Here is a 22,508-nt window from a genome sequence, read left to right on the forward strand (position 1 = left end):
TTCGTTGGCCTCCGCATTAGTTGGATCATTGATGGAACTTTCGTTGCATCTATGGTCGTGATCCACGATCGTCTCAGTGCCGGATGACTGTCAAGCCCTTGCTGGACAGTCGATGGTCAGTTCAGTATGGTTCTACCTTTAGATTGTTCATTGAGTCGCGGAAGGTTGAGGTGCCTGTGTCCACACCAATGACCCGTGCGGCGGTGGAGCGTGCCCACGCACAGCTCGTGGAGCTGATCGCGCAGCATCGACGAGACGGCAACCTTCGGCTCCCTCCGGAGACGGAGCTGAGCGGAGTGCTCGGCGTCTCCCGGAACACGTTGCGCGAGGCTCTGGCGCAGCTGGAGGCGCAGGGCGCCGTCACGCGCCGCCGCCGCCTGGGCACCGTCATCAACAAGGAGCCGGAGCGCGTCGGTACCCCTGCGCTGCCGGAGTACCCGCTCGACATCATCCTTTCGATCCCGGCGTTCTTCGCCGGAATCGATCAGCCTGTGACGGTCACCTCTGTCGCGGTGGTGCAGGAGCGTCCCGGTCCACACCTGGTCGCGCGGCTCGCACTTGCCCCGGGTGACGAGGTCTACCGGGTCCGCCGTACCTACGTGCGAGAAGGGGCACCGGTTGCCGTCAGCGAACACGTCATCCCACGTGTCCTACGGGGTCACGGCATCCATATCGAGGCGCTCACCGACGGCGTCTCGACGTTCCTCTCCGACGTCGAGAACATCAGCATCGACGAGGTCGAGCACATCACCTCCGCCGTCCCGGCCGACGAGGCGCTCGCACGTGACCTCGGCGTCGTCGCGGGCAGCCCGGTACTCGTGGTAGACGCAGCCCTGCGCAGTGCTGATGAAGGCTCCGTGCTGCACACCGTTGCGGTCGGACGCCTCTACTTCGATCCGCGGCAGGTCCACCTGCGAGCGACGGCGAGCCCTCCTCGTGATCGGTGACGGCAGTCGCGGGGCGCCTGCACGGGAGTCCTTGCGCCGGCCACCTTCTGGTTCGCCGCACGAGACGCCGACGAAGGCCCGGGGGAGGGTGAACATGAACCGGCCCCGAGCACGGCTGAGGCGAGCGCTCGCACCCCGCGGCGATGTGTACGCTCGTACGTATGACGCCCGACTACTTCGCCGGTGACCCCCGCACCAACCACGAGCGGATGCTCGCCGGTGACCTGTACATCGCCGACGACCCGACGATCGCCGAGACCCAGCAGCACGCGGTCCGGCTCGCGGCCCGCTTCCAGGCGGCCTACGACCAGGACCCCCAGGCAAGCCAGGCCGTCCTCGCCGAGCTGTTCGGCAGCGTCGGCCCGGATACCTTCGTGCGGGCGCCGGTATACGTCGACTACGGCAGCCGGATCTCGGTCGGCCCGCGCACCTTCATCAACATGGGTCTGACGGCGCTCGACGTCGCCCCCGTCACGATCGGCGCCGACTGTCAGATCGGGCCCCACGTCCAGCTGCTCACCCCCACCCACCCGGTCGAGCCGCAGCCGCGCCGCGACAAGCGGGAGGCAGCCCTGCCGATCACCATCGGCGACAACGTCTGGCTCGGCGGCGGCGTGATCGTCTGCCCCGGCGTCACCATCGGTGACGACAGCGTGATCGGCGCGGGCGCGGTGGTCACGCGTGACATCCCCGCGGGCGTCGTCGCCGTCGGCAACCCCGCCAGGGTGGTCCGGGAGATCGGCTGAGGTGCGACGGGGTGCGGCCCGGCCGAGGCCGCACCCCGGAGTGGCCGACCCGTGTCAGGCCGGGGCGTACTCGGCCGCTACGTCGAGGATCCAGGTGATGCCGAACCGGTCGGTCAGCATCCCGAAGGCGGGGGCCCACTGTGCCGGGGCGTAGGGCTCGATGACGGTGGCGCCGTCGGTCAGTGCCTCCCACAGTGCGCCGACCTCCTCGACGCTCTCGCCGCGCACGGAGAGGAAGAACGGCTCCTCGGTGAGGGTGGTGCCGTTCTCGCGACGGGTGGTCGGCGCGCCCTGGGCGACCGGAGCGTTCTCGCCGGGGACGTCGTAGGCCATGACCCGGAAGCCGTTGTCGGCGACGACCTGGCCGAAGACGACGTCGGTGGCCCCGGGCAGGTCGGCCGGCATGCCGAAGTCGCCGTAGGTCATGACGGTGGTCTGCCCACCGAACACCGACTGGTAGAACTCCAGGGCGGCACGGGCCTGGCCGCGGAAGTTCAGGTGTGCAACTGCGTTGACTGCCATGGTGATCTGGTTCCTTACGCGTGGATGACGTGCCGGGGTTCCGGCCGTGGACCCGAATCTGTCACCAGTTCCGGTCAGGGAACGTCCGGTACTCGTGGCAGGGTGCGCGTATGCCGATCGCCTCCTCGACGGCGACCTCCGGGCGCCTGCTCTCCCTGCTGTCGTTGCTGCAGGCCCGCCGCGACTGGCCGGGTGAGCTGCTCGCCCACCGGCTCGGCGTCAGTGAGCGCACCGTGCGTCGCGACGTCGACCGGCTGCGTGAGCTCGGATACCCGGTCCAGGCGGCCAGAGGCCCCGACGGCGGTTACCGGCTGGAGGCGGGCAGCGCGCTGCCGCCCCTGCTGTTCGACGACGACCAGGCGGTCGCGCTCGCCGTGGCGCTGCGCACGGCGGTCGTGACGGGCGCCGGCATCGAGGACGCTGCCGCACGAGCGCTGGCCACGGTGCGGCAGGTACTGCCCTCCCGCCTGCGGCAGCGGGTGGACGTCCTCGCGGTCGGCGCGGCCGAGTCCGCCGGGCGCGGGGCCGGCACCCAGGTCGACACCGACGTCCTGGTCGCGCTGAGCGCCGCCGTCCGGGCGGGGGAGGAGGTCCGGTTCGACTACCGCGCCCCGGGACGACCGGATGCCGCCGAGCCGCGACCGCCCCGGCGGGTACAGCCGCACCACCTCGTGGTCCGGCACGGGCGCTGGTATCTCGTCGGGTGGGCACCGGAACGTGACGACTGGCGGATCTACCGTGCCGACCGGATGGCGCTCCGCGTCCCGAACGGGCCGCGCTTCACACCGCGCGAGGTGCCGGGCGGCGACGTCGCCGCCTTCCTGTCCGACCGGTTCAAAGGAGCCGGCGGCACGGACGGGTGGCCGTGCCGCGGCGAGGTGATCCTCGGCCTGCCCGCCGACCGTGTGGCCCCGTTCGCCGGCGACGGGCTCGTCGAAGAGCTCGGTCCTGAGCGGACCAGGCTGCTCGCCGGGTCATGGTCCTGGGCCGCGATGGCCGCCACGCTCGCCCGGTTCGATGCGGAGATCGAGGTGGTCGGTCCGCCCGAGCTGCGCGAGGCCTTCGCCGAGCTCTCTCACCGCGCCGGACGTGCGGCGGAGCTCGTCGTTCCGCCGGGCTGAGGACGGTGGCGCCGGCCCGATCCGGGGTTGCCGGCGCCGGCGCTGAGCCAGTACGCCAGCACCAGCTGCAGCACCGCCGCCGCCAGTATCAGCCACATCGGCGCGGTCCAGGTGCCGGTGGCCGAGGACAGCAGTCCCAACCCGAAGGGGCCTACGGCCGCCACGAGATATCCCACCGACTGGGCCAGCGTGGACATCGCCGCAGCGTCGGCCGCGTTCTCGCCGCTGCGGCTGATCGCCACCATGACCAGCGGAAAGACGGTGAAGCCGACGCCCAGGAGCAGCACCGGCACCAGAGCCAGCGAGCTGGGCAGGAACAGCAGGGCCGCATACCCCAGCAGACTGGCCCCGGTGGCGACCATGAACGCCGGGCGTTGCCGATGCGGGCTGCTGGCCATGGGCAGCACCAGGGCGATGGCCGGGATGCTGACCAGCTGTGCCACCCCGAGCATCAGCCCGGCAGCGGCCGGCTCCAACCCCCGCGAGATGAGGATGGACGGCAACCAGCTCATGAGGGTGTAGGCCAGCAGCGCCTGCACCGTGAACAGGGCGGTGATCAGCAGCCCCCTGCGGGTCAGCAGCAACGGCCAGGGCGCCACCCCCGGGCCGGTCGCGGCCACCGGGCGCGGTCGCCTGGCGACCACCAGCGGAACGAACACCACCAGGGCGACCAGCGCCAGTAGCGACCACGAGGCCAGCCCGGCAACCGGCGAGCTCAGCTGCATGGCCAGCGGGACGCTGAGTGCGGCGGCGAGGGTCGCCCCGAGGGACATGGTGATGGTGTAGACGGCCGTCATCGCGGACATCCGGTGCGCGAAGTGCTTGCGGACGAACGAGGGCATCGCCACGTTGCAGATCGCGAGTCCCGACATGCTGACCACCGTGCCCAGCAGCAGCATGCCGACCGAGTCGACGATCCTCACCGCCAGGCCGGCGGTGAGCAGTACCAGAGCTATGCCGATCGCCCGCTCCAGCCCGACGAGCCGGGTCAGCCACGTCGTGGCAGCACCGGCGACGGCGAAGCACACCACGGGGATGGCGGGCAGCGTGGCGGCCACCAGAGGTCCATAGCCCAGCAGCTGCTGCAGGTCATGGAACAGTGCCGAGGCACTGACCACACCGACCCGCATGTTCAACCCCAGCAGGACGACGGCACTGAGCGTCACCAGGACCATCAGCCGCCTGCGCCAGGCGGGGCCACCTCCCGGTGCCCCGGCCCGCCGGGACGCCTCGAACGACTCGACCGAGGGACCATTCGCCGATGAGACGTGGGCAGGGGTGGACTGAGCGGGCACTACTAGACGTTAGACGTCTGACATCTTGGTGGCAAACCCGGCTCACGGTGCGGTACTCCGTCGTCAACGACGGGACGGTCGCACTGCGTGCCACGTCCCCGGTCCGCGCGTCGGCCGCGCTCGGGGGCGCCGCCGCCTCGGCACCCGCCGGCGAACCGGTCGAGGTGCTGCCCGGAGGGCGCCGGGAGGTGTCGGTCACGGTGCCAGGAATCTGGCCGATCGGGCCCTACGACGTCGAGGCCGTCGTCGGCGCATCGGTGGCGCAGGGCGGCCAGGAGGCTCCCGCGCCGAGCGACGTGACGCTCGCCGGAACCGCCTGGGCGCTGCCGCTGCCGCACCTCCTGGTGCTGCTGGTTCTCGTGCTCGCCGGGTGGGCGCTGCGCCGGGCGTCCCGTGCGCGCAGGACCCGTCTCGACCGCCTGATCGCGAAGGCGCGCGCGGAGGGACGAGCGGAGGCCATGGCCGCAGCCGGCTGACCCCGTCGCCGGCCGGTGCGGTCGCTGCGCGCTGGAACCGACACGCCCCGGCGACCTCGCACAACACTCCGCGGCGATGCCGTGCCCGCCTGATCTGCCCTGCTACTGTCGGCTCGATCATGCGGGACAAAGGACTGACCGCGAGGAGGCGGTGATGACCGAGATCGAGCCGGTCTACGGGGCTGGCACCCTGCTTCTGATCGCAGCGGCGGCCGTCGCTGTGCTCCTGTTCCTGATCATCCGGCTGAAGCTGCACGCGTTCGTCGCGCTCGTGCTGGTCAGCCTCCTCACCGCGGTCGCGGCGGGGATCCCGGTGGCGGACATCCCGGACGCCTTGCTGACGGGGTTCAGCGGGACGCTGGGCTCCGTGGCGTTGCTGGTCGGCTTCGGCGTCATGGTCGGCAGGCTGCTGGAGATCACCGGCGGCGCGCAGGTCCTCGCCGACACGCTCATCGCGCGGTTCGGGGAGAAGCACGCGCCCCTCGCGCTCGGTGTCGCCGCGCTCATCTTCGGGTTCCCGATCTTCTTCGACGCCGGCCTCGTGGTCTTCCTGCCGATCATCTTCACCGTCGCGCGCCGGTTCGGTGGCGGCATCCTGCGCTACGGGCTGCCCACCGCCGGGGCGTTCGCCGTGATGCACGCCGTGGTGCCACCGCACCCCGGGCCGGTCGCCGCCGCGGAGCTGATGGGAGGGAACATCGGCCTCACGCTCCTGGTCGGCGCACCCGTCGCGGTCGCCGCCTGGTTCCTCGGCGTCCACTACGTGGCCCGCTACCTGAGCGCGCGGTACCGCGTGGACATCCCCGACGCCGTGTTCGGTCGCATGAACGGCGGCCGCGACGACGCGGAGGCGGGTGCCGGAGGCGGCACGGCCACGGCCACCCAAGCACCGCCGCGATTCGGCACCGTCCTGCTCATCCTGCTGCTGCCCCTGGTGCTGATCTCGCTCAACACCGTGGTGGACACACTGGTCACGGCGGAGGTCGTCGCCGAGGGCGCCGAATGGGCGAACGTGCTAATTCTGATCGGCCAGACGCCCGTCGCGCTGCTCATCACCGTGCTGGTCGCGCTCGCCGCGCTGTCGCGTGGCCGCTTCTCGATGTCCCAGGCGACCAGCATCCTCGACGACTCGCTGGGCCCGATCTGCTCCATCATCCTGATCACCGGCGCGGGCGGCATGTTCGGCGGCGTCCTGCGCGCCAGCGGCATCGGCTCCGCCCTCACCGACGCGCTGTCCGGCCTGGGCATGCCGATCCTCCTGCAGGCGTTCTTCATCGCCACCGTGCTGCGCGTCGCGCAGGGCTCGGCCACGGTCGCCCTCACGACGACGGCGGGGCTGATCTCGGCGCAGGTGGCCGCGGAGGGCCTCAGCGACGTGAAGATCACGCTGCTGGTGTTCGCGGTCGCCGCCGGTGCGACCGTCCTGTCCCACGTCAACGACTCCGGGTTCTGGCTCGTGAGCCGGTTCTTCGGCATGGACGTCAAGACGACGCTCAAGACCTGGACCGTGCTCGAGACCACGCTCGGTGTGGCCATCTTCCTGATCGCCGCGCTGCTCTGGCTCGTGACCGGATGAGCACGCCCCGCCACCTCGTGGTCATGGGTGTGACCGCGACGGGCAAGACGACCGTCGGCCGCGCGCTCGCGGAGGAGCTCGGCGCCGTGTTCGTCGAGGGCGACACGTTCCACCCGCCGGCGAACATCGAGAAGATGTCGGCGGGGATCCCGCTCGACGACGACGACCGGCGCCCGTGGCTGCGGGCGCTGGCCGCCGAGATCGCCCGGCTCGACGCCGCGGGGGAGCGCTCCGTGACCGCCTGCTCGGCGTTGCGCCGGCCGTACCGCGACTGGCTGCGCGAGGGCCACGGCGGCCTGTTCTTCGTGCATCTCGACTCGACGTTCGACGTGCTGCTCGACCGGATGAAGCGCCGCACCCACTTCATGCCGCCGTCGCTCCTGCAGTCCCAGCTCGACACGCTGGAACCGCTGGAGCCGGACGAGGCGGGCGCGGTCATCGACGACACCCAGACCGTCGACGCCGTGGTCGCGGACGCGCTCGCCGCGGTCCGGGCGGCCTGAGGCCCTGAGCCCGAGCCCGGCGGCTACCGCGAGAGGTCGGTCGGCTCGGGCGGCCAGGCTCCGGGCGAGGGCTGGTCGAGGGGCGAGGGGAAGGTGACCGGCAGCCGGGCCGGGAAGCGCATCCACGGGCTGGTCGCCCACTCGACGTTGTCGGGGTCGCCGACCAGCGTGAGCTGCAGGCGCTGCAGCAGCTCCGCGACCGCGATCCGGGCGATGACGCGCCCGAGCCGCGGCGCGGGGCACCGGTGGGGACCGGCGCCGAACGACAGGTAGGCCCGGTTGCCCACGGTCTCCCACGGGTCGCCGGACTGGACCAGCGGGTCGTGGTTGGCCGCGTGCACCCCGACGACCACCGCGTCCCCGCGCCCGATGACCTTGTCGCCGATCACCACCTCGCGGGTGGCGAACCGCGGCATGAGGTTGGGGTTGGTCGTCGAGCGCCAGAGCACCTCGTCGAGCGCGTCGTCGATGTGCAGCCGGCCGCCGGAGACCCGGTTCGAGAACCGCGGGTCGCTCAGCACCAGCGCGAGGGTCTGCGCCACCCAGGCCAGCAGCGACTCGTTGGCCGCCAGGGTGATGGCCGTGAGGGTCTGGGCCCGCTCCAGGTCGCTCTCGAAGTTGTCGTGCACGGCCAGGACCCCTGCGATGTCCCTCGTGCCGTTCCTCCTGCTGTGGGCGATGTGCCCGGTGACGATCTCCAGGAGCTCGACGGTCCGCTCGCGTGCCGCGGCGCCGGACTCGAAGATGGCCCGGGTGATCTCCTGCAGCCGCTGCGCCTGGCCCGGGTCGAGCCCGTCCAGCTCGGACAGCACGAGGAACGGGACCACCGCGGCGTACTCGGCGACCAGGTCCGCGCGGCCCCGGTCCTCGAACCGGTCGATGAGCATGCCGCACAGCCTGCGGGTGATCGCGGCCGCACGGGCTTCGTCGATCTGTGACAGCGCGTCGTCGACGGGCGGCCGCATGCGCGTGTGCTTGACGCCGTCGGCGTCGGCGAGCGTGGGCTTCGGGGCACGGGGGAGCACGAGGTGGAGCCCCGACTGCGGGCCGAGCAGGTTCTCCTCGTGCCCGTGCCAGATCGACGGGTCCTTGATGAACGTGCGGTCGTCCCGCAGCACGCCGACCGCCTCGTGGTGGCCGAGCACCAGCCAGGCCGGCACACCCGCCTCCAGGTCGACCGGGGCGACCGGCCCCCACTGGAGCCGCAGCCGCTCGTACACCTCGTTCGCGTCGGCGGCCGTCGTGGTCTCCACCAGGAGCGTGCGGTCGGTGGTGTCGCGTAGCCGCACCAGCGGGCCCGACGGCGGTCGTGCGGTCACGGTTCCCCTCTCGTCGGTGCCCGGCCGGGTCATGTGACGCCGGGTACAAGCCCTCGCTCGGGATGCTAACGGACGAACGCTCAGGTGGCGCCACCAGTTGGGTCACGATCCGGGTCCGCTGCGTCCAGTCGCTTGTCGCCGAGCGGCGCGCTGGGCAGGATGTGCGCCATGCCCCAGGCCACACCGCTGCTCCGACTGCTCAACGTGCTGCTCGCCCCCGGGATGCGCACCCGCAAGGATCCCGACGCCGTGTTCGACCGGCTGCTCCTGGAGGAGCAGCGCGGGCGGGTCGCGCTCGGCGCCGACGACCTCGCGGCGGTGGACGGTCTCCGGCTGCTGCTGAGCGACCTCGCCGCCTACCCGGAGCTGAGCGCCATGGGCTGGTCGAGCACCCAGGACCAGGTCCGGGACCGGCTCCGCAACCGCGTCGTCGTCCGTGCGGCCCAGGCGAGCCGGCCTGAGGTCCGGGACGAGCCCGTGACCGCGCCGGTGTTCGTCGTCGGCCTGCCGCGTACCGGGACCACGCTGACCTACAACCTGATCGCACGCCACCCCGGGCACCGCGGCCCCAAGCTCTGGGAGATGGCCTACTTCGGCCTCCCGCGGCCCCAGGCCGAGCGCGAGCGGCTGATCGCGCAGGCCCGTCAGCGGTTCGCGACCGTGGCCAGGCTCAGCCCCGCGTGGGCGCACCTCCACCCGCTGATCGCAGACAGCGAGGAGGAGGACTTCATGCTGCGCGCCCACACCGAGATGTACGCGACGTGGGGGCCCCTGCCGCGCTACCTCGATCACGTGGCGAAGGCGGACCTCACGGACGACTACCTCTTCCTGCGCGACGCGCTGCAGGTCATGGCGGCCGGCGAGGCGCCGGAGCGCTGGGTGATCAAGCACCCGATGAACCTGTGGCGCATGCCGGAGATCCTGCGTGCTTTCCCGGACGCGCGGTTCGTCTGGACGCACCGCGCACCGGCGGCCGCCGTCGCCTCCGGCAGCTCCATGGCCGAGGCGACGCACGTGCTGTACACCAAGCCGGGCCGCATCGACCTCGAGCGGATCGGCAGGGAGTGGCTGGACATCTCCGCGGGAGGCGTCGAGCGCGCCGTCCGGCTGCGCGAGGAGCTCCCGGCGGACGCGGTGATCGACGTCGTCTACGACGACCTGCTCGCGGACCCCGCGACCGTCATGCGCGGGGTGTTCGACCAGCTCGGCCTGGCGTGGGGTGAGGTCGACGACGCCAACCTCGCCGCGTCGCTCGACCGGACCGGCCACCGCCCCCACGCCTACACGCTGGAGCGTTACGGCCTGACCGAGGCCCAGGTGGCAAAGGCCTTCGAGTCCTACAAGATCCCGGACACGACCCTGTCCTGACCCAGCGTTGAGTGCTGGAGATCTGCCCCGCCGACGCGGTCAGCGGGGCAGATATCCAGCACTCAGCGGGTCAGCGGGCGGCCGGGCCCGGGGGGAACTCCGGGCGGTCGAAGGCGTCGCGGATGCGGAGGCGGATCGTGCTGTCCAGGGCCTGGAGCTTCTTGGAGGCGCCCCGCTCCGTCACGTCCGAGATGTCCGTGACCACGTAGCCGATGTCGCCACGCGTGGCGAGCATCTGGCCCTCGATGTTGGCGCCGTGGTCGGCGAAGATCTGGTTCACGGTGGCCAGCACACCCGGCACGTTGCGGTGCAGCAGGGCGATGCGGCCCACGCCGGTCGGCTCGAGCTGGAGGTTGGGCAGGTTGACGCTCAGCGTGGTCGACCCCGCCGTCACGTAGTCGCGCAGCTTCTTGGCCACGAACTTGCCGATCGACTCCTGCGCCTCCTCGGTGGAGCCGCCCACGTGGGGGGTGAGGATCACGTTGGGCAGGCCGCGCAGCACCGACTCGAAGGCCTCGCCGCGCTTCTTGGGCTCCTCGGGGAAGACGTCGACGGCGGCACCGGAGAGGTGCCCGGACGTGATGTGCTCGGCCAGCGAGTCGACGTCGACCACGAACCCGCGGCACAGGTTGAGGAAGATCGCGCCCTGCTTCATGCGGGCGAACTGCTTGGCCCCGAACAGGCCGGCGTTCCCGGAGCGGCCGTCGACGTGCAGCGTCACGATGTCGGCCGTCTCGAGCAGCTCGTCGAGCGTCTCGGCACGGCGCGCGTTGCCGAGCGCCAGCTTCTCGGCGGTGTCGTAGAAGATGACGGACAGGCCGAGGTTCTCGGCGAGCACGGAGAGCTGCGAGCCGATGTTGCCGTAGCCGACGATGCCGAGCGTGCGGCCCCGCACCTCGTGCGAGCCGTCGGCCGACTTGTCCCACACGCCCGAGTGCAGCGAGCGGTCGCGCTCCGTCATCCGGCGCGTGAGGGAGATGATCTCGGCGATCGCCAGCTCCACCACGGACCGCGTGTTCGAGAACGGCGCGTTGAACACGGCGACGCCCCGGTTGGCCGCGGCGGTCAGGTTGATCTGGTTCGTGCCGATGCTGAAGGCACCCACGCCGACGAGGCTCGTCGCCTCGGACAGCACGCGCGCCGTCACCTCGGACTTGGACCGGATGCCCAGGAGCTGGACGCCGTCGAGGGCGGCGATCAGCTCGTCCTCGTCAAGGGCACCCTTGCGGTAGTCGACCTCGTACCCGGCAGATTCCAGGATCGGGACGGAGGTGGGGTGGACGTTCTCGAGGAGAAGGGCTCGCTGCACGAGCCCATGGTGCGCCAGTGCAGCGGGAACCAACAGTCACGTTCCGCCTACTGGGACGCCCAGATGGTGGTGAGCGGGATCGTTGCGCCCAAAACGGACACCTGGCCGCAACGATCGGTGCCCACGACAAGCACCCACGACAATCAAAAACCTTCCGGGAGATCTCTGGTGTGCACGACGACGAGGCGCTGGGTCGGGCGGGTCATCGCGACGTAGAGGTCGCTCGTCCCGCCACCGCCCTCGGCGATCGCGGCGGGCTCGACCAGCACGACGGCGTCGAACTCCAGGCCCTTGGTCTGGCGCGGCTCGAGCACGGTCACCTGGGCGTCCTCCGGGCGCTGCGCCGTGAGCCGGGCGGCCTCCGCCGCGCCGACCACCTCGGGCAGCGCCGCGGCGACAGCCTCGGCCAGCCGCTCGACGCCCGCCCCCGGCGCCACGACGGCCACCCGGCCGGCGTCGGGCCCCACGAGCTCCTTGACGAGGCCGAGCGCCTCGGTGACCACGGTGTCCGTGTCGGGTAGGACGTCCGGGCCGGGGGCGGTGCGCACAGTGGTGAGGGAGCCCTCGACGTCGCGCGCCGCGCGCAGGTCCGACACGGGCAGCCGCGCGGCCCGCGCGACCCGCTGGGCGGTGTCGGCGACGGTGGACGGCGTGCGGTACGAGACCGTGAGCTCGGCCAGGCGCCACCCGTCGCGCAGCAGGGGGGTCAGCATGCGGTCCCAGCTGCGCGCCCCCGCCGCCGACGACGTTTGGGCGACGTCGCCCACGATGGTCATCGACCGGGTCGGCACCCGCCGCACCAGCGACCGCCAGGCCATGGGGGACAGCTCCTGCGCCTCGTCGACCACCACGTGGCCGTAGGTCCAGGCGCGGTCGCTCGCGGCGCGCTCGGCGGTCGTCAGGGACGGGCCGCTCGCCGCGAAGCGGGAGGCCAGCGTCTCGGCGTCGACCAGGCCGTCACCCGCGCCGCTCGCGGACAGCACGCTGCGGGCGTACTCGACCTCCCGCGCCTGCTCGGCCTCGCGCTGGCGCGCCTCGGCCAGAGCCACGGAGTCGTCCTCGCCGAGCAGCTCGTACGCCTCGTCGAGGATCGGCACGTCCGACTCCGTCCACGGGGCGCCGGGCTCCCGGTGCAGCAGGCGCCGCTCCCGTGCCGAGAGCTCCGGGGCGGCCTCTGCCAGCCGGTGCGGCTTGGCGAAGAGGTCGGTGACGAGCTTCTCGGGCGTGATCGGCAGCCACGCGATGTTCAGCGCAACCCGGACGTCGCGGTCCGAGCGGAGATCCTCGAACACCGACGCGCGGTCCTCGCCGGACAGCGGCGCGTCGGTGAAGTCGCGGTACTGGTCCGTGAGGCGGTCGAGCATGTCGCGCACGAACGAGGCGCGCGCCAGGTTGTGCGGCTTGTGCGTGCGGCGGGCGCGCGCGATCGCGTCGCGGACGTCCCGGGGCCGGATCACGAAGTCGTGGCCCTCGACCCGGACCGGCACCTCCCGCTCCGGCACGCGCTCCCGCGCGCGCACGGCACGGCGGATGATCTTGCGCCACAGGAGCAGGCCCTTGAGCCGGGCGACCTGCCCCTCGTCGACGGCGGTCGCGCGGATGCCGGGGATGAGGTCGCCGACCGTCGTGGACACGACGCCCGTCTCGCCCAGCGAGGGGAGCACCTGGTCGATGTAGCGGAGGAACGAGCTGGACGGGCCGACGACGAGCACGCCGGAACGCTCCAGCAGGCGGCGGTGCGCGTACAGCAGGTAGGCGGCACGGTGCAGGGCCACCGCGGTCTTGCCGGTACCGGGACCGCCCTGGACCACGAGCGCGCCGGACAGGTCGGAGCGGATGATGCGGTCCTGCTCGGCCTGGATGGTCGCGACGATGTCGGACATCCGGCCGGTGCGGCCCTGAGCCATCGCCGCGAGCAGCGCGCCCTCGCCGGACAGCGCGTCGGGGTCGATCTCGCTGTCGAGGTCCAGCACCTCGTCCTCGAGGCCGGTCACCGAGCGGCCCTTGGTCACGAGGTGCCGGCGCCGTCGCACGTCGCCCGGGTGCAGCGCCGTGGCCCGGTAGAACGCCTCGGCGGCAGGTGCGCGCCAGTCGGTCAGCATGGAACGGTGCTCGGCGTCGGTCAGGCCGATGCGGCCCACGTAGCGGGTCACGACGCCGTCGGCGGACTCGTCCGAGAGATCGAGGCGGCCGAAGACCAGCCGGTCCTCGACGGCGTCGAGCTGAGCGGCGCGGTCCTCGTAGAGCGTCGCGAACGCGTCGCGCTCGCTGCGGTTCTGGTGCGTGCCCTGGGCACCCGCCAGGCGGACGTCCCGCAGGCGGTCCGCGGTGGTGCCGCGCAGGGTGTCCAACCGGACGTACATCGTGTCGACGACTGCCTGCTCGTGGGCGAGCTCGCCCGCGATTCCCGTCACGCCATACCTCCGTGGTTCACCAGCGAAAAAGCCTCGGTCGCAATCAACCGGCCGACCATTATCGCGCACCCGTCGGCCTGTCCGCTGACACAGCGTCATCTCGCTGGATAGGATCGCCGCCATGGCACTGGGCGGGGCAGGAACTGCGGGGCCCGGAAGAGGGCCTGGACCTGAAGCGCGTCCGTCATGGATCGACGGACCCATCTCCGTCCTCCTGGTCGAGGACGACGACGCCGACGCGTTCCTCGTCAGCGAGCTGCTCGCCGACGCCGACGTCGAGGCCGACCTGCGAGCCGACCTGCACAGGGCGCGGTCGGTCGACGAGGCCCTGGGGGTCCTGTCGATGGTGGCGGTGGACTGCCTCCTGCTCGACCTCGGCCTGCCCGACGCCGAGGGCCTCGGCGCCCTGCGCCGCATCATCGAGGGCATCGACGTGCTGCCCGTCCAGCCCGCCGTGGTCGTCCTGACCGGGAACACGGCCAACGACCTCGGCGCCTCGGCGGTCGCCAACGGCGCCGACGACTACCTGGTCAAGGGCGACGTGGACGGCGACGGGCTCGCCCGCTGTCTCCGGTACGCGACCCTGCGCCGCCGGTCCGCCGCCCAGCAGATCGCGCTGTTCCGCAGCGAGGTGCGGGCGGCGGAGACCACGCGGCTGGAGCGTGCGCTGCTGCCCAAAGAGCTGGTGACGGACGAGAAGGTCTCCGTCATGGTGGGCTATCTGCCCGGCGGCAACGGCCTGCTCGGCGGCGACTTCTTCGACACGGTGGAGCGGCCCGACGGCACACTCGTCACCGTCATCGGCGACGTGGCGGGGCACGGACCGGACGAGGCGGCGCTGGGCGCGGCCATGCGGACGGCGTGGCGCACGCTCGTGCTGGCGGACACCCCGGCCGACGACGTCCTGCCGCTGCTGGAGCGGGTGCTCCTGGCGGAGCGGGGCAGGCCCGAGGTGTTCGTCACGATCTGCCAGGTGGTGATCGCACCGGACCGGCGCCGCATGGACGTCTACCTCGCGGGGCACCTGCCACCGCTGCTCGTGGTGCCGCGCACCTCGACGGACGCCGCGGTGCTGGTCACCCACCACTGCGAGGAGCTCTCCTCGGCGCGCCGGGGACGCGCGCTGGGCATCCCGGTGGACGGCGGCTGGTCGGCGCACACCGTCGAGCTGCCCGAGGTCTGGACCGCCGTCCTCTACACGGACGGGCTCGTCGAGGCCGCCGTCGGCGCCGACCCGAAGGGCACCCCCGTCCTGCCGCCGAGCGCGCACGGGCGCATGCCGCGCCTCGGCGCGCACGGGCTGCGCAGCGTGGTGGAGCGCGAGATGGACCAGGGCACCGACGAGGTGGTGACCCGCGTGCTGCGCCGGGTGCGTGAGCTGCACGGCGGCCCGCTGGTCGACGACGCGGCGCTGCTCTTCGTCGGCTGGGCCGGCGCCGGCGCGACGGGCCCGGCGGAACGGACCTCGACGCTCGCAGACTCGGTGGAGTGGTCGCGGGCATGACGCTCGTGCCCGACGAGCACCGGTTCACCGGTGTGTCCATGCGCAGCCGGCTCGCCCGGCTCCTCGGCGCCGTCGCGGCCATGCTCGTGATCGCGCTCGCCGTGGCGGTGCTCGCGCTGGTCCAGTCGCGCGGCCTCGACGCACGGGCCGACGGGCCCTACTACCGGGCACTGGTCGACGGGGAGCGCGCGTCGCTGGCGCTGGGCGACGCCGAGGCGTCGCTGCGTGCCTACCGGGCGACGTGCGACGACGCGGCGCTCGAGCCCTGGACCCGCGCGGTCGGGTCGAGCGGCCGCATCATGCTCCTTGCCGACGTCGAACGGCGCGAGCTCGAGTCCGATGCCGAGGTCGCGCTGGCCCACCGGGAGGCGGTGCGTCGCACGGACGCCTGGTTCGACCAGTACGCCGAGCCGGTGGTGGCGGCCGTCGAGGCGGCGCCCGCAGGGCAGATGGCGTGCCGGATGGAGCTGCTGGGCACCGCACCGACCTCCGCGGAGGGGGACGAGCTGTACGAGAGCGCGCGTACCGCGGTGGTGCAGTACCTGGCGGAGCTGAGCGCGCAGCGGGACGAGATCGTGGAGACCCGGGCCGTCTGGGAGCAGCTGCTGCTGGGCGCGGTGATCACGCTCGTCTTCGTCGTCGTGCTGATGGGCACGATGATGTGGCTCGCCCTCGAGTCGTGGGTGATCCGCCCCTTGACCGAGCTGACGGCCGCGGTGCGGGTGGTGAGCAGCGGTGAGCTCCGCCGCGAGATCACCCCGGTGGGTGCGGGCGAGGTGGCGCTCCTCGCCATGCACGTGGAGACGATGCGCCGCGACCTGGTGCACCAGGTGGAGGAGATCCGGCTGTCCCACCAGGAGGTGGAGAACGCGCACGGCCTGCTCAGCGAGAAGACGCGTGAGCTCGAGCGGTCGAACCGGGACCTGGAGCAGTTCGCCTACGTGGCCTCGCACGACCTGCAGGAGCCGCTGCGCAAGGTCGCGAGCTTCACCCAGCTCCTGCAGAAACGGTACGGCGACTCGCTCGACGACCGCGCCGACCAGTACATCGAGTTCGCCGTGGACGGAGCCAAGCGCATGCAGCGGCTCATCCAGGACCTGCTGGCTTTCTCCCGCGTGGGGCGTACGGGCGTGGCACGCGAGGACGTGGACCTCGAGGGGGTGCTCACGGCCGCGCTGTCGGAGCTGTCCGAGCGGGCCGAGGCCACGGGCGCCGACATCGTCCACGACCCGATGCCGGTGGTGCACGGCGAGCGGGCCCTGCTGCAGCAGCTGTTCGTGAACCTGGTGGGCAACTCGCTGAAGTTCCGCGACCCCGAGCGGGCGCCCGTGATCCGGATCGAGGTGCGCAGCATGCGCGCGCACTGGGAGATCTCGGTGGTGGACAACGGCATCGGCATCGACGCCCAGTACGCGGAGCGGGTGTTCGTCATCTTCCAGCGGCTGCACCCGCGCGACGAGTACGCGGGTACCGGCATCGGCCTCTCGCTGGTGAAACGCATCGTGGAGTACCACAAGGGGCGCATCTGGATCGAGCCGGCGGCCGGCGGCGGCACCATCGTGCGGTTCACTCTCGCCCGCCGGCAGGGCCAGCCGTCGGGCGGGCGCCTTTCGACCGAACGCGCGCAGTCGACTACGCTCGGATGAGGCGGCCTGACCAGGGCCGACGGCGGGTCGCGACGAAGGGTCCCGTCGCTGCCGACTCCAGGGGACAGGTACGGGCGTGAGCGGTCACAAGGTGATGGAGATCCTCCTCGTGGAGGACGACCCGGGCGATGTCCTGATGACACGGGAGGCGTTCGAGGATCACCGCGTTCCCAACAACGTGTCGGTCGTCGGAGACGGCGTCAGCGCGCTCGAGTTCCTGCGCAAGCAGGGCCGGTACGCGAAGGTCCCTACACCGGACCTGGTGCTGCTCGACCTCAACCTGCCGAAGATGGACGGCATGGAGGTGCTCGCGGTGGCCAAGGGCGACCCCATGCTGCGGCACATCCCCGTCGTGGTGCTGACCACGTCGGACGCGCAGGAGGACGTCGTCGGCTCGTACTCGCTGCACGCGAACGCCTACGTGACCAAGCCCGTGGACTTCGACCGCTTCATCGACGTCGTGCGGCAGATCGACGACTTCTTCGTCTCCGTGGTGCGCCTGCCCGGTCGGTGAGCGGGCGGGCCGACCCCGTGCGGTGACCTGGCGGCGACGCTGAGGGCGTAACGGGAAGACACCCGGCCGTCGTGCTGTTGGACCTGAGCAGACCCCCGATACCACCGGGTGGTCAGAGAAGCACTCCGACGAGCGAGGGAGCGAACGTGCTTGACCCCCAGGGCATCTACGACGTCGACGAGACAGCGGTCGAGCGCACGCTGGGTCGCAGCGTGCCCGGAAGCACCGACGGACCTGTTCTGCTGCACGCCGTCCGCGGGTTCGTGGACGCGGGCAGCGCGGGCGACCTCGCCGTCGAGCACCTCGTCGACGAGTTCCGCGTCGAGCGGCTCGTGACGTTCGACGTCGACCAGCTGCTCGACTACCGCTCCAAGCGGGCGACCATGACCTTCGACTCCGACCGGTGGGCCGACTACCAGGCCCCCTACCTCGCGATCGACCACGTGACCGACGCCGAGGGCACCGGGTTCCTGCTGCTGCACGGCGCGGAGCCCGACCTGCAGTGGGAACGCGTGGTGGCCGCGGTGATCCAGGTGGTCGAGCGGTTCAACGTGAGCCTCGTGGTCGGCGTCCAGGGCATCCCGATGGGCCTGCCGCACACCCGCCCGCTGTCCCTCACGGCGCACGCGACGCGGCCCGCGCTGGTCGACGACTACACGTCCTGGTTCGGCAGCGTGAAGGTGCCCGGCTCGCTGGCGGCCCTGCTCGAGTACCGGCTGGGCGAGGCGGGGCACGACGCGATGGGCTTCACCGTGCACGTGCCGCACTACCTCTCGCAGTCGCGGTACCCCCCGGCCACCGTGGTGGCGCTGCACCACACGGAGCGTGCGACGGGCCTCGACCTGGCGATCCCCGCGCTCGAGGAGGCGGCCACCGACGCCAAGATCGAGGTCGAGAAGCAGGTCGCGGAGTCGGCGGAGGTCGCGGCCGTGGTGCAGGCGCTGGAGGAGCAGTACGACGCGTTCGCCCGCTCGATCGGGCGCCCTAGCCTGCTCGCCGAGACCACGCCGATCCCCAGTGCCGAGGAGCTCGGCGCCGAGTTCGAGCGGTTCCTCGCTCAGCAGAACGGGGACTGAACGGCCGGCGGTACCAGCGCTGAGCCGCACAGTTCCGGGCGAAGCCGGAGGCTGGGACGTACACCGGCACCGGCTCGAACCGGGCATCTAAGGACCGATGTGTCATATCTGCGGCAGAAATGTGCGTGTTCCGTGGCACATCTGAGTGGTCCATGCCACACTGGCGCACGTTGCAGTGAGTTACCAAGGCCACGTCCGCCGTGTCGTGTGCAAGCGGGGAAAGCATTGCGGCACGGGGGTGGGCAACGGGCCCGCCGCCGGATCCCGGACGGAAGGTCGAAGGACAGCATGGCGCAGGGTTCTGTGAAGTGGTTCAACGCGGAGAAGGGGTACGGGTTCATCGCCCAGGACGGCGGCGGCGCCGACGTCTTCGTGCACTACTCCGCGATCCAGTCCAACGGGTACCGGTCTCTCGAGGAGGCCCAGCGGGTCGAGTTCGAGATCACGCAGGGTCCCAAGGGTCCGCAGGCGGAAGCAGTCGTCCCGCTCTGACGTGCTCGTGAGACAGGCCGCCCTCCTTCGGGAGGGCGGCCTTTCTCGTGCCCGGCCCGGGTGGCTGGTGTCGAGTCAGGGTGCGGCGGTCTCCGGTGGTCGGGCGGCCTCCGGCGGTGCGGCGGTCTCCAGCGGTGCGGCGGTGCCGGCGAACGCGACCGCGTCGTCGCCTACCAGGAGCGTGGCGGGAACGGCGAGCGTGCGCAGGGCGCGCCCCAGACGGGCGTCGCGCAGGTCGGGGCGCACCGCGCCGTGGTCGTGCGCCAGGCGGCCCTGTGCGGCGTCCTGGGTGGTCTCCGGCCCCTCGGTGCCCCCGCTGTCCGGCGACGTGCCCTCCGGCAGTTCCCGGACGGCCGCGAGAACCAGGTTGCCGTAACGGCGTCCCTTGAGGATCCCGGGCTCTGCGACGGCGGCGAGCCGGCCGGAGGCCGCCGCGTCCGGCCCGAACGCGGCCGCGAGGCTCGCGACCTCGCGGCGGGCCGTCGCGAGGGGCGGCTTGTCGGCGCAGTTCACCAGCAGGACGCCGCCGGGGCGCAGTACCCGGTGGGCCTGCGCGGCGAACCCGGTGCCCACGAGGTGCGCCGGCGTGCGGTCCCCCGCGAAGACGTCGCGGACCACCACGTCGTAGGACCGGTCGCGTGCGGAGGACAGGGACCGCCCGGCGTCGTCGGCCCGCAGCCGGAGCAGGGGAGCGCGGGGCAGGGCGAACCACTCGCGGACCAGCTCGAGGAGCCGGGCGTCCAGGTCCACGCCGAGCTGGCGGGAGCCGGGGCGCTCGTGCTCCACGTGGCGGGCGAAGGCGCTGCCCGCCGCGCCCAGGTGCAGCACCCGGAGCGGTCCCGGTGGCAGCAGGGCCACGAAGGCGGCCATCTGCTGCATGTACTCGAAGTCGAGAAAACCGGGGTCGGCGAGGTCGAGGCTGGAGCTGGGCACGCCGTTGACGTGCAGTGTCACCCGCTGCGGGAAGTCCTGGTCGCGAACCACCTCTGCGGTGCCGGTGCTGATCGGCACCGGGCCGACGGGCAGCTCGGCGGGGAGTGTCAGTGGTGCGGAGGAGGATGGGCGGCGTCGGGCGGAGCGGCGGGCCATGGGAACAGTGTCTCCCGGTCCGGTGGACCGCTTGACAGGATAGAACGTATGTTCGATAGTGTCGCACAAGGGGTTCGATCGGAGGTTCGAGATGGGCAGCATGCACTCTCAGGGCGCACGGGACGTTGTCTCCGCGCGCATGCTCGTGCCGCGCGCGGTCCCGCCGGGCGTCAGCGCACTGCTGCGCAAGGCGGACGCGGAGCTGGCCGAGGCGGCGCGTTCGGCCGACTCGGGGGACCGGTTCGTCCACGCGCACCTCGCCGCGATCCGCTCGGCGGCCGCCGTCGTGGCGCTCCGTGGCCGCCCGTCGGCGCGTTCCGGCGCGCGGACGGTGTGGGACATGCTGGCGCACGCCGAGCCGGACCTGGCGGCCTGGTCGGGCTACTTCGCCGCCGGGGCGCCCCTGCGGGCCGCGGTCGACGCCGGCCGTCCCGAGCAGGTCGAGCCCGCGCGGGCGGACGAGCTGCTCGCCTGCGCCGAGGACTTCCGTGACGAGGTGGCGATGCTCGTGGACCCGCACGCGGGGTTCTCGGCACAGCGCCTGACCCTGGTGCCAGAGGCCTCGTGACCGGCGAGTGCGCGAGCGGGCCACCGGTGCCCGCTCCGCACGGCGGGGCAGACAGCCGGGATCGACGGCGGGGAGCGCCGAGCGACAGCAAGGACGGAGCACGTTCGTGAGCAAGGGGCCGCGGTCAGCGGCGGCGAGACGTCACTGGGGGTCGGACGAGTCCGGCTGCTCGGTGCTGCACCTGGACATGGACGCGTTCTTCGCGTCCTGCGAGCTGGCCCGGCGCCCGGAGCTGCGGGGGCTGCCGGTGATCGTGGGCGGGCAGGAGCGCGGCGTGGTCCTGGCCGCGACCTACGAGGCGCGGGCGTTCGGTGTCCGGTCCGCCATGCCGATGACGCGTGCGCGACTGCTGTGCCCGCAGGCCACCGTGGTCCGGCCCGACCACAACCTCTACCGCGACGTGTCGCGCTCGGTCATGGGCATGCTCCGTGAGGTCACCCCGCTCGTGGAGCAGATCAGCGTCGACGAGGCGTTCCTCGACGTGAGCGGTGCCCGCCGGCGGCTGGGTCCGCCCACGGTGATCGGCGCGGCGCTGCGCCGCCGCATCGAGGAGGAGCACGGCGTGACGGCCTCCGTGGGTATCGCGCGGAACAAGTTCGTCGCCAAGCTGGCCTCGACCCACTCCAAGCCGGACGGGCTGATGCTCGTGCCCGTCCAGGCCACCGTGGACTTTCTGCACACGCTGCCGGTCGGTGCGCTGTGGGGGGTCGGGGAGAAGACGGAGAAGTCCCTCGCCGCGTGGGGCATCACCACGGTCGCCGAGCTGGCGCACACGGACCTGGCGAGCCTGCAGGCCGCCGTCGGCCGGGTCAGCGGTGCGCACCTGCACGACCTGTCGTGGGGGCGGGACCCGCGCCCGGTCGTCCCGGAGCACCGCGAGCACAGCATCGGGGCCGAGACCACCTTCGACACCGACCAGGACGACACCGTGGTGGTGAGCCGACGGGTGCTGGAGCTGGCCGACCGGGTCGCCGCGCGCCTGCGGCACCAGGGTGTGATGACTCGCACGGTGTCGGTCAAGGTGCGCTCGAGCGACTTCGCGACATTCACCCGATCGCGAACACTGGACGGCCCCACCGACGTCGCGCGCGAGATCTATCTCGTCGCGCGCGAGCTCGTCGCGGGCGTCGACCTGGGCGGGCTGCCGGTGCGTCTGGTCGGGGTGCGGGCCGAGAATCTCCAGCAACGGGGCGGATCCGCGCAGCAGCCGACGCTCGAAGAAGCCGTGGATCCACGCTCGGGAGCGCAGCGGGAGGCGGAGCTCGCGCTCGACGCCGTGCGTGAGAAGTTTGGAAAAACGGCGATCGACCTGGGTGTACATCGCAAGAACGGAACGCATCTCTACTGATCTGCCCCTATAGTCGCTGGTATGCCCGGGATGTCGACTACCAACGACGGCCGGGTCGTCCTATCCTGGAAGGGACACTGTTCCTTTGCGAGATCCGGGGGTCTCGATGCCTCTGTCCGAGTACGAGCAGCGGGTGCTGGAGCAGATGGAGCGTGCTCTGACGTCAGACGACCCGCGGCTCGCTAATACGCTTCAGTCCACAGGTCGGGGTAACGCGCTGCGCTATGTGCTGTCCGGGGCCGGCGTCATCGTCGGTCTGCTACTTCTTGTCGTCGGTGCGGCCACGTCACAGACCTGGCTCGGTGCCATCGGCTTCGTGCTGATGTTCGCGGGTGTGGTCTTCGCGTTCCTCGGACCGCGCAAGAAGCAGCAGGACGGTCCGGTCGGCGTCGTCGGTGAGGACGGCACGGTCCAGCCGCCACAGGGGGGAGCACGGAAGCCCCGAAAGCGGCAGGGTGGTGGTCGCTCAGGCGGCTTCCTCGCCCGTCTTGAGGAGCGCTGGGAGAACCGGCGCAACCAGGGCGGTCGTTAGGTCACCGGCCCATCGACCGATAGTGGGTGGTCCAAGACCGGGCCACCGACCCGTGTGCGTGACAGGCACAGCGAGGTGTGACTGACAGCCACACGAACAGGAGCCGGGCCCCGCGGGGCCCGGCTCCTGTCTGTTCGTGCGCC

At 71.9% G+C, this 22,508-nt stretch carries 21 protein-coding genes; 15 read left to right on the forward strand and 6 right to left on the reverse strand.

Features of this window, described 5'->3' with window-relative positions; translation table 11 throughout:
- Nucleotides 1-176 precede the first annotated feature (176 nt).
- Both ACYVK7_RS23580 and ACYVK7_RS23585 read left to right on the forward strand, forming a co-directional pair.
- Nucleotides 177-947 carry a GntR family transcriptional regulator gene (locus ACYVK7_RS23580; RefSeq protein ID WP_460890160.1) on the forward strand — a complete coding sequence of 257 codons (771 nt, stop codon included), beginning with the start codon at nt 177-179 and terminating at the stop codon, nt 945-947.
- Nucleotides 948-1,108: 161 nt separating this feature from the next.
- Complete coding sequence (locus ACYVK7_RS23585) at nt 1,109-1,693, forward strand: sugar O-acetyltransferase (RefSeq protein WP_460890161.1); 585 nt, start codon at nt 1,109-1,111, stop codon at nt 1,691-1,693.
- 54 nt (nt 1,694-1,747) lie between these two features.
- Here the strand turns inward: ACYVK7_RS23585 and ACYVK7_RS23590 are convergent, their stop codons facing one another.
- Nucleotides 1,748-2,215: a VOC family protein gene (locus ACYVK7_RS23590; RefSeq protein ID WP_460890162.1), complete on the reverse strand. Its 468-nt coding sequence runs from the start codon at nt 2,213-2,215 to the stop codon at nt 1,748-1,750.
- A 110-nt stretch (nt 2,216-2,325) separates the two neighbouring features.
- On the opposite strand from ACYVK7_RS23590, the gene ACYVK7_RS23595 reads away from it, so the two are divergent.
- The gene (locus tag ACYVK7_RS23595; RefSeq protein WP_460890163.1) at nt 2,326-3,336 is read left to right on the forward strand and encodes a helix-turn-helix transcriptional regulator; all 1,011 of its coding nucleotides are present in this window, start codon (nt 2,326-2,328) and stop codon (nt 3,334-3,336) included.
- On the opposite strand, the gene ACYVK7_RS23600 is transcribed toward ACYVK7_RS23595, so the two are convergent.
- Entirely contained in the window at nt 3,291-4,631 is a 1,341-nt protein-coding gene (locus tag ACYVK7_RS23600; protein ID WP_460890164.1) for an MFS transporter, read from the reverse strand. The genes ACYVK7_RS23595 and ACYVK7_RS23600 overlap by 46 nt on opposite strands.
- Before the next feature lie 47 nt (nt 4,632-4,678).
- Here ACYVK7_RS23600 and ACYVK7_RS23605 point away from each other — a divergent pair, with 47 nt between their 5' ends.
- The 3 genes from ACYVK7_RS23605 to ACYVK7_RS23615 all read left to right on the forward strand — a co-directional run bounded on the left by ACYVK7_RS23605 (nt 4,679) and on the right by ACYVK7_RS23615 (nt 7,186).
- Nucleotides 4,679-5,107, forward strand: coding sequence for a hypothetical protein (locus ACYVK7_RS23605; RefSeq protein ID WP_460890165.1), 429 nt, complete (start codon nt 4,679-4,681; stop codon nt 5,105-5,107).
- A 154-nt stretch (nt 5,108-5,261) separates the two neighbouring features.
- Complete coding sequence (locus ACYVK7_RS23610) at nt 5,262-6,683, forward strand: GntP family permease (RefSeq protein ID WP_460890166.1); 1,422 nt, start codon at nt 5,262-5,264, stop codon at nt 6,681-6,683.
- A complete protein-coding gene (locus tag ACYVK7_RS23615; RefSeq protein ID WP_460890167.1) occupies nt 6,680-7,186 on the forward strand; it encodes a gluconokinase in 507 nt (168 codons plus the stop codon). Before ACYVK7_RS23610 ends, ACYVK7_RS23615 begins: the two co-directional genes overlap by 4 nt.
- A 23-nt stretch (nt 7,187-7,209) precedes the next feature.
- Here the strand turns inward: ACYVK7_RS23615 and ACYVK7_RS23620 are convergent, their stop codons facing one another.
- Nucleotides 7,210-8,505 carry a cytochrome P450 gene (locus ACYVK7_RS23620; RefSeq protein ID WP_460890168.1) on the reverse strand — a complete coding sequence of 432 codons (1,296 nt, stop codon included), beginning with the start codon at nt 8,503-8,505 and terminating at the stop codon, nt 7,210-7,212.
- A gap of 168 nt (nt 8,506-8,673) precedes the next feature.
- Between ACYVK7_RS23620 and ACYVK7_RS23625 the strand changes: the two genes are divergently transcribed.
- Nucleotides 8,674-9,873, forward strand: coding sequence for a sulfotransferase family protein (locus tag ACYVK7_RS23625; protein WP_460890169.1), 1,200 nt, complete (start codon nt 8,674-8,676; stop codon nt 9,871-9,873).
- 70 nt (nt 9,874-9,943) lie between these two features.
- On the opposite strand, the gene serA is transcribed toward ACYVK7_RS23625, so the two are convergent.
- Together serA and ACYVK7_RS23635 are read right to left on the reverse strand one after the other, a co-directional pair.
- Nucleotides 9,944-11,182, reverse strand: coding sequence for a phosphoglycerate dehydrogenase (serA, locus tag ACYVK7_RS23630; protein WP_460890170.1), 1,239 nt, complete (start codon nt 11,180-11,182; stop codon nt 9,944-9,946).
- A 143-nt stretch (nt 11,183-11,325) separates the two neighbouring features.
- Nucleotides 11,326-13,596 carry a HelD family protein gene (locus ACYVK7_RS23635; RefSeq protein ID WP_460890171.1) on the reverse strand — a complete coding sequence of 757 codons (2,271 nt, stop codon included), beginning with the start codon at nt 13,594-13,596 and terminating at the stop codon, nt 11,326-11,328.
- Nucleotides 13,597-13,717: 121 nt separating this feature from the next.
- On the opposite strand from ACYVK7_RS23635, the gene ACYVK7_RS23640 reads away from it, so the two are divergent.
- From ACYVK7_RS23640 to ACYVK7_RS23660, 5 genes are all read left to right on the forward strand, one after another.
- Nucleotides 13,718-15,100 carry a PP2C family protein-serine/threonine phosphatase gene (locus tag ACYVK7_RS23640; protein ID WP_460890172.1) on the forward strand — a complete coding sequence of 461 codons (1,383 nt, stop codon included), beginning with the start codon at nt 13,718-13,720 and terminating at the stop codon, nt 15,098-15,100.
- The gene (locus tag ACYVK7_RS23645; protein WP_460890173.1) at nt 15,097-16,746 is read left to right on the forward strand and encodes a sensor histidine kinase; all 1,650 of its coding nucleotides are present in this window, start codon (nt 15,097-15,099) and stop codon (nt 16,744-16,746) included. The genes ACYVK7_RS23640 and ACYVK7_RS23645 overlap by 4 nt, the downstream gene beginning before the upstream one ends.
- Before the next feature lie 94 nt (nt 16,747-16,840).
- On the forward strand, nt 16,841-17,260 hold the full coding sequence (locus tag ACYVK7_RS23650; RefSeq protein ID WP_460890280.1) for a response regulator: 420 nt from the start codon (nt 16,841-16,843) through the stop codon (nt 17,258-17,260).
- A gap of 146 nt (nt 17,261-17,406) precedes the next feature.
- Nucleotides 17,407-18,336 carry a proteasome assembly chaperone family protein gene (locus ACYVK7_RS23655; protein ID WP_460890174.1) on the forward strand — a complete coding sequence of 310 codons (930 nt, stop codon included), beginning with the start codon at nt 17,407-17,409 and terminating at the stop codon, nt 18,334-18,336.
- Nucleotides 18,337-18,624: 288 nt separating this feature from the next.
- Nucleotides 18,625-18,828 carry a cold-shock protein gene (locus tag ACYVK7_RS23660; protein WP_020016705.1) on the forward strand — a complete coding sequence of 68 codons (204 nt, stop codon included), beginning with the start codon at nt 18,625-18,627 and terminating at the stop codon, nt 18,826-18,828.
- A 75-nt stretch (nt 18,829-18,903) separates the two neighbouring features.
- Here the strand turns inward: ACYVK7_RS23660 and ACYVK7_RS23665 are convergent, their stop codons facing one another.
- Entirely contained in the window at nt 18,904-19,917 is a 1,014-nt protein-coding gene (locus tag ACYVK7_RS23665; protein WP_460890175.1) for a spermidine synthase, read from the reverse strand.
- Between the two features lie 100 nt (nt 19,918-20,017).
- On the opposite strand from ACYVK7_RS23665, the gene ACYVK7_RS23670 reads away from it, so the two are divergent.
- The 3 genes from ACYVK7_RS23670 to ACYVK7_RS23680 all read left to right on the forward strand — a co-directional run bounded on the left by ACYVK7_RS23670 (nt 20,018) and on the right by ACYVK7_RS23680 (nt 22,365).
- Nucleotides 20,018-20,485 (forward strand): SAV_6107 family HEPN domain-containing protein, encoded by a 468-nt coding sequence (locus ACYVK7_RS23670; RefSeq protein WP_460890176.1) that lies wholly within the window; start codon nt 20,018-20,020, stop codon nt 20,483-20,485.
- A gap of 106 nt (nt 20,486-20,591) precedes the next feature.
- A complete protein-coding gene (locus ACYVK7_RS23675) occupies nt 20,592-21,833 on the forward strand; it encodes a DNA polymerase IV (protein WP_460890177.1) in 1,242 nt (413 codons plus the stop codon).
- A 106-nt stretch (nt 21,834-21,939) separates the two neighbouring features.
- Nucleotides 21,940-22,365: a DUF3040 domain-containing protein gene (locus ACYVK7_RS23680; RefSeq protein WP_460890178.1), complete on the forward strand. Its 426-nt coding sequence runs from the start codon at nt 21,940-21,942 to the stop codon at nt 22,363-22,365.
- Nucleotides 22,366-22,508: the final 143 nt, after the last annotated feature.

The sequence above is a fragment of the Promicromonospora xylanilytica genome, assembly GCF_054782895.1.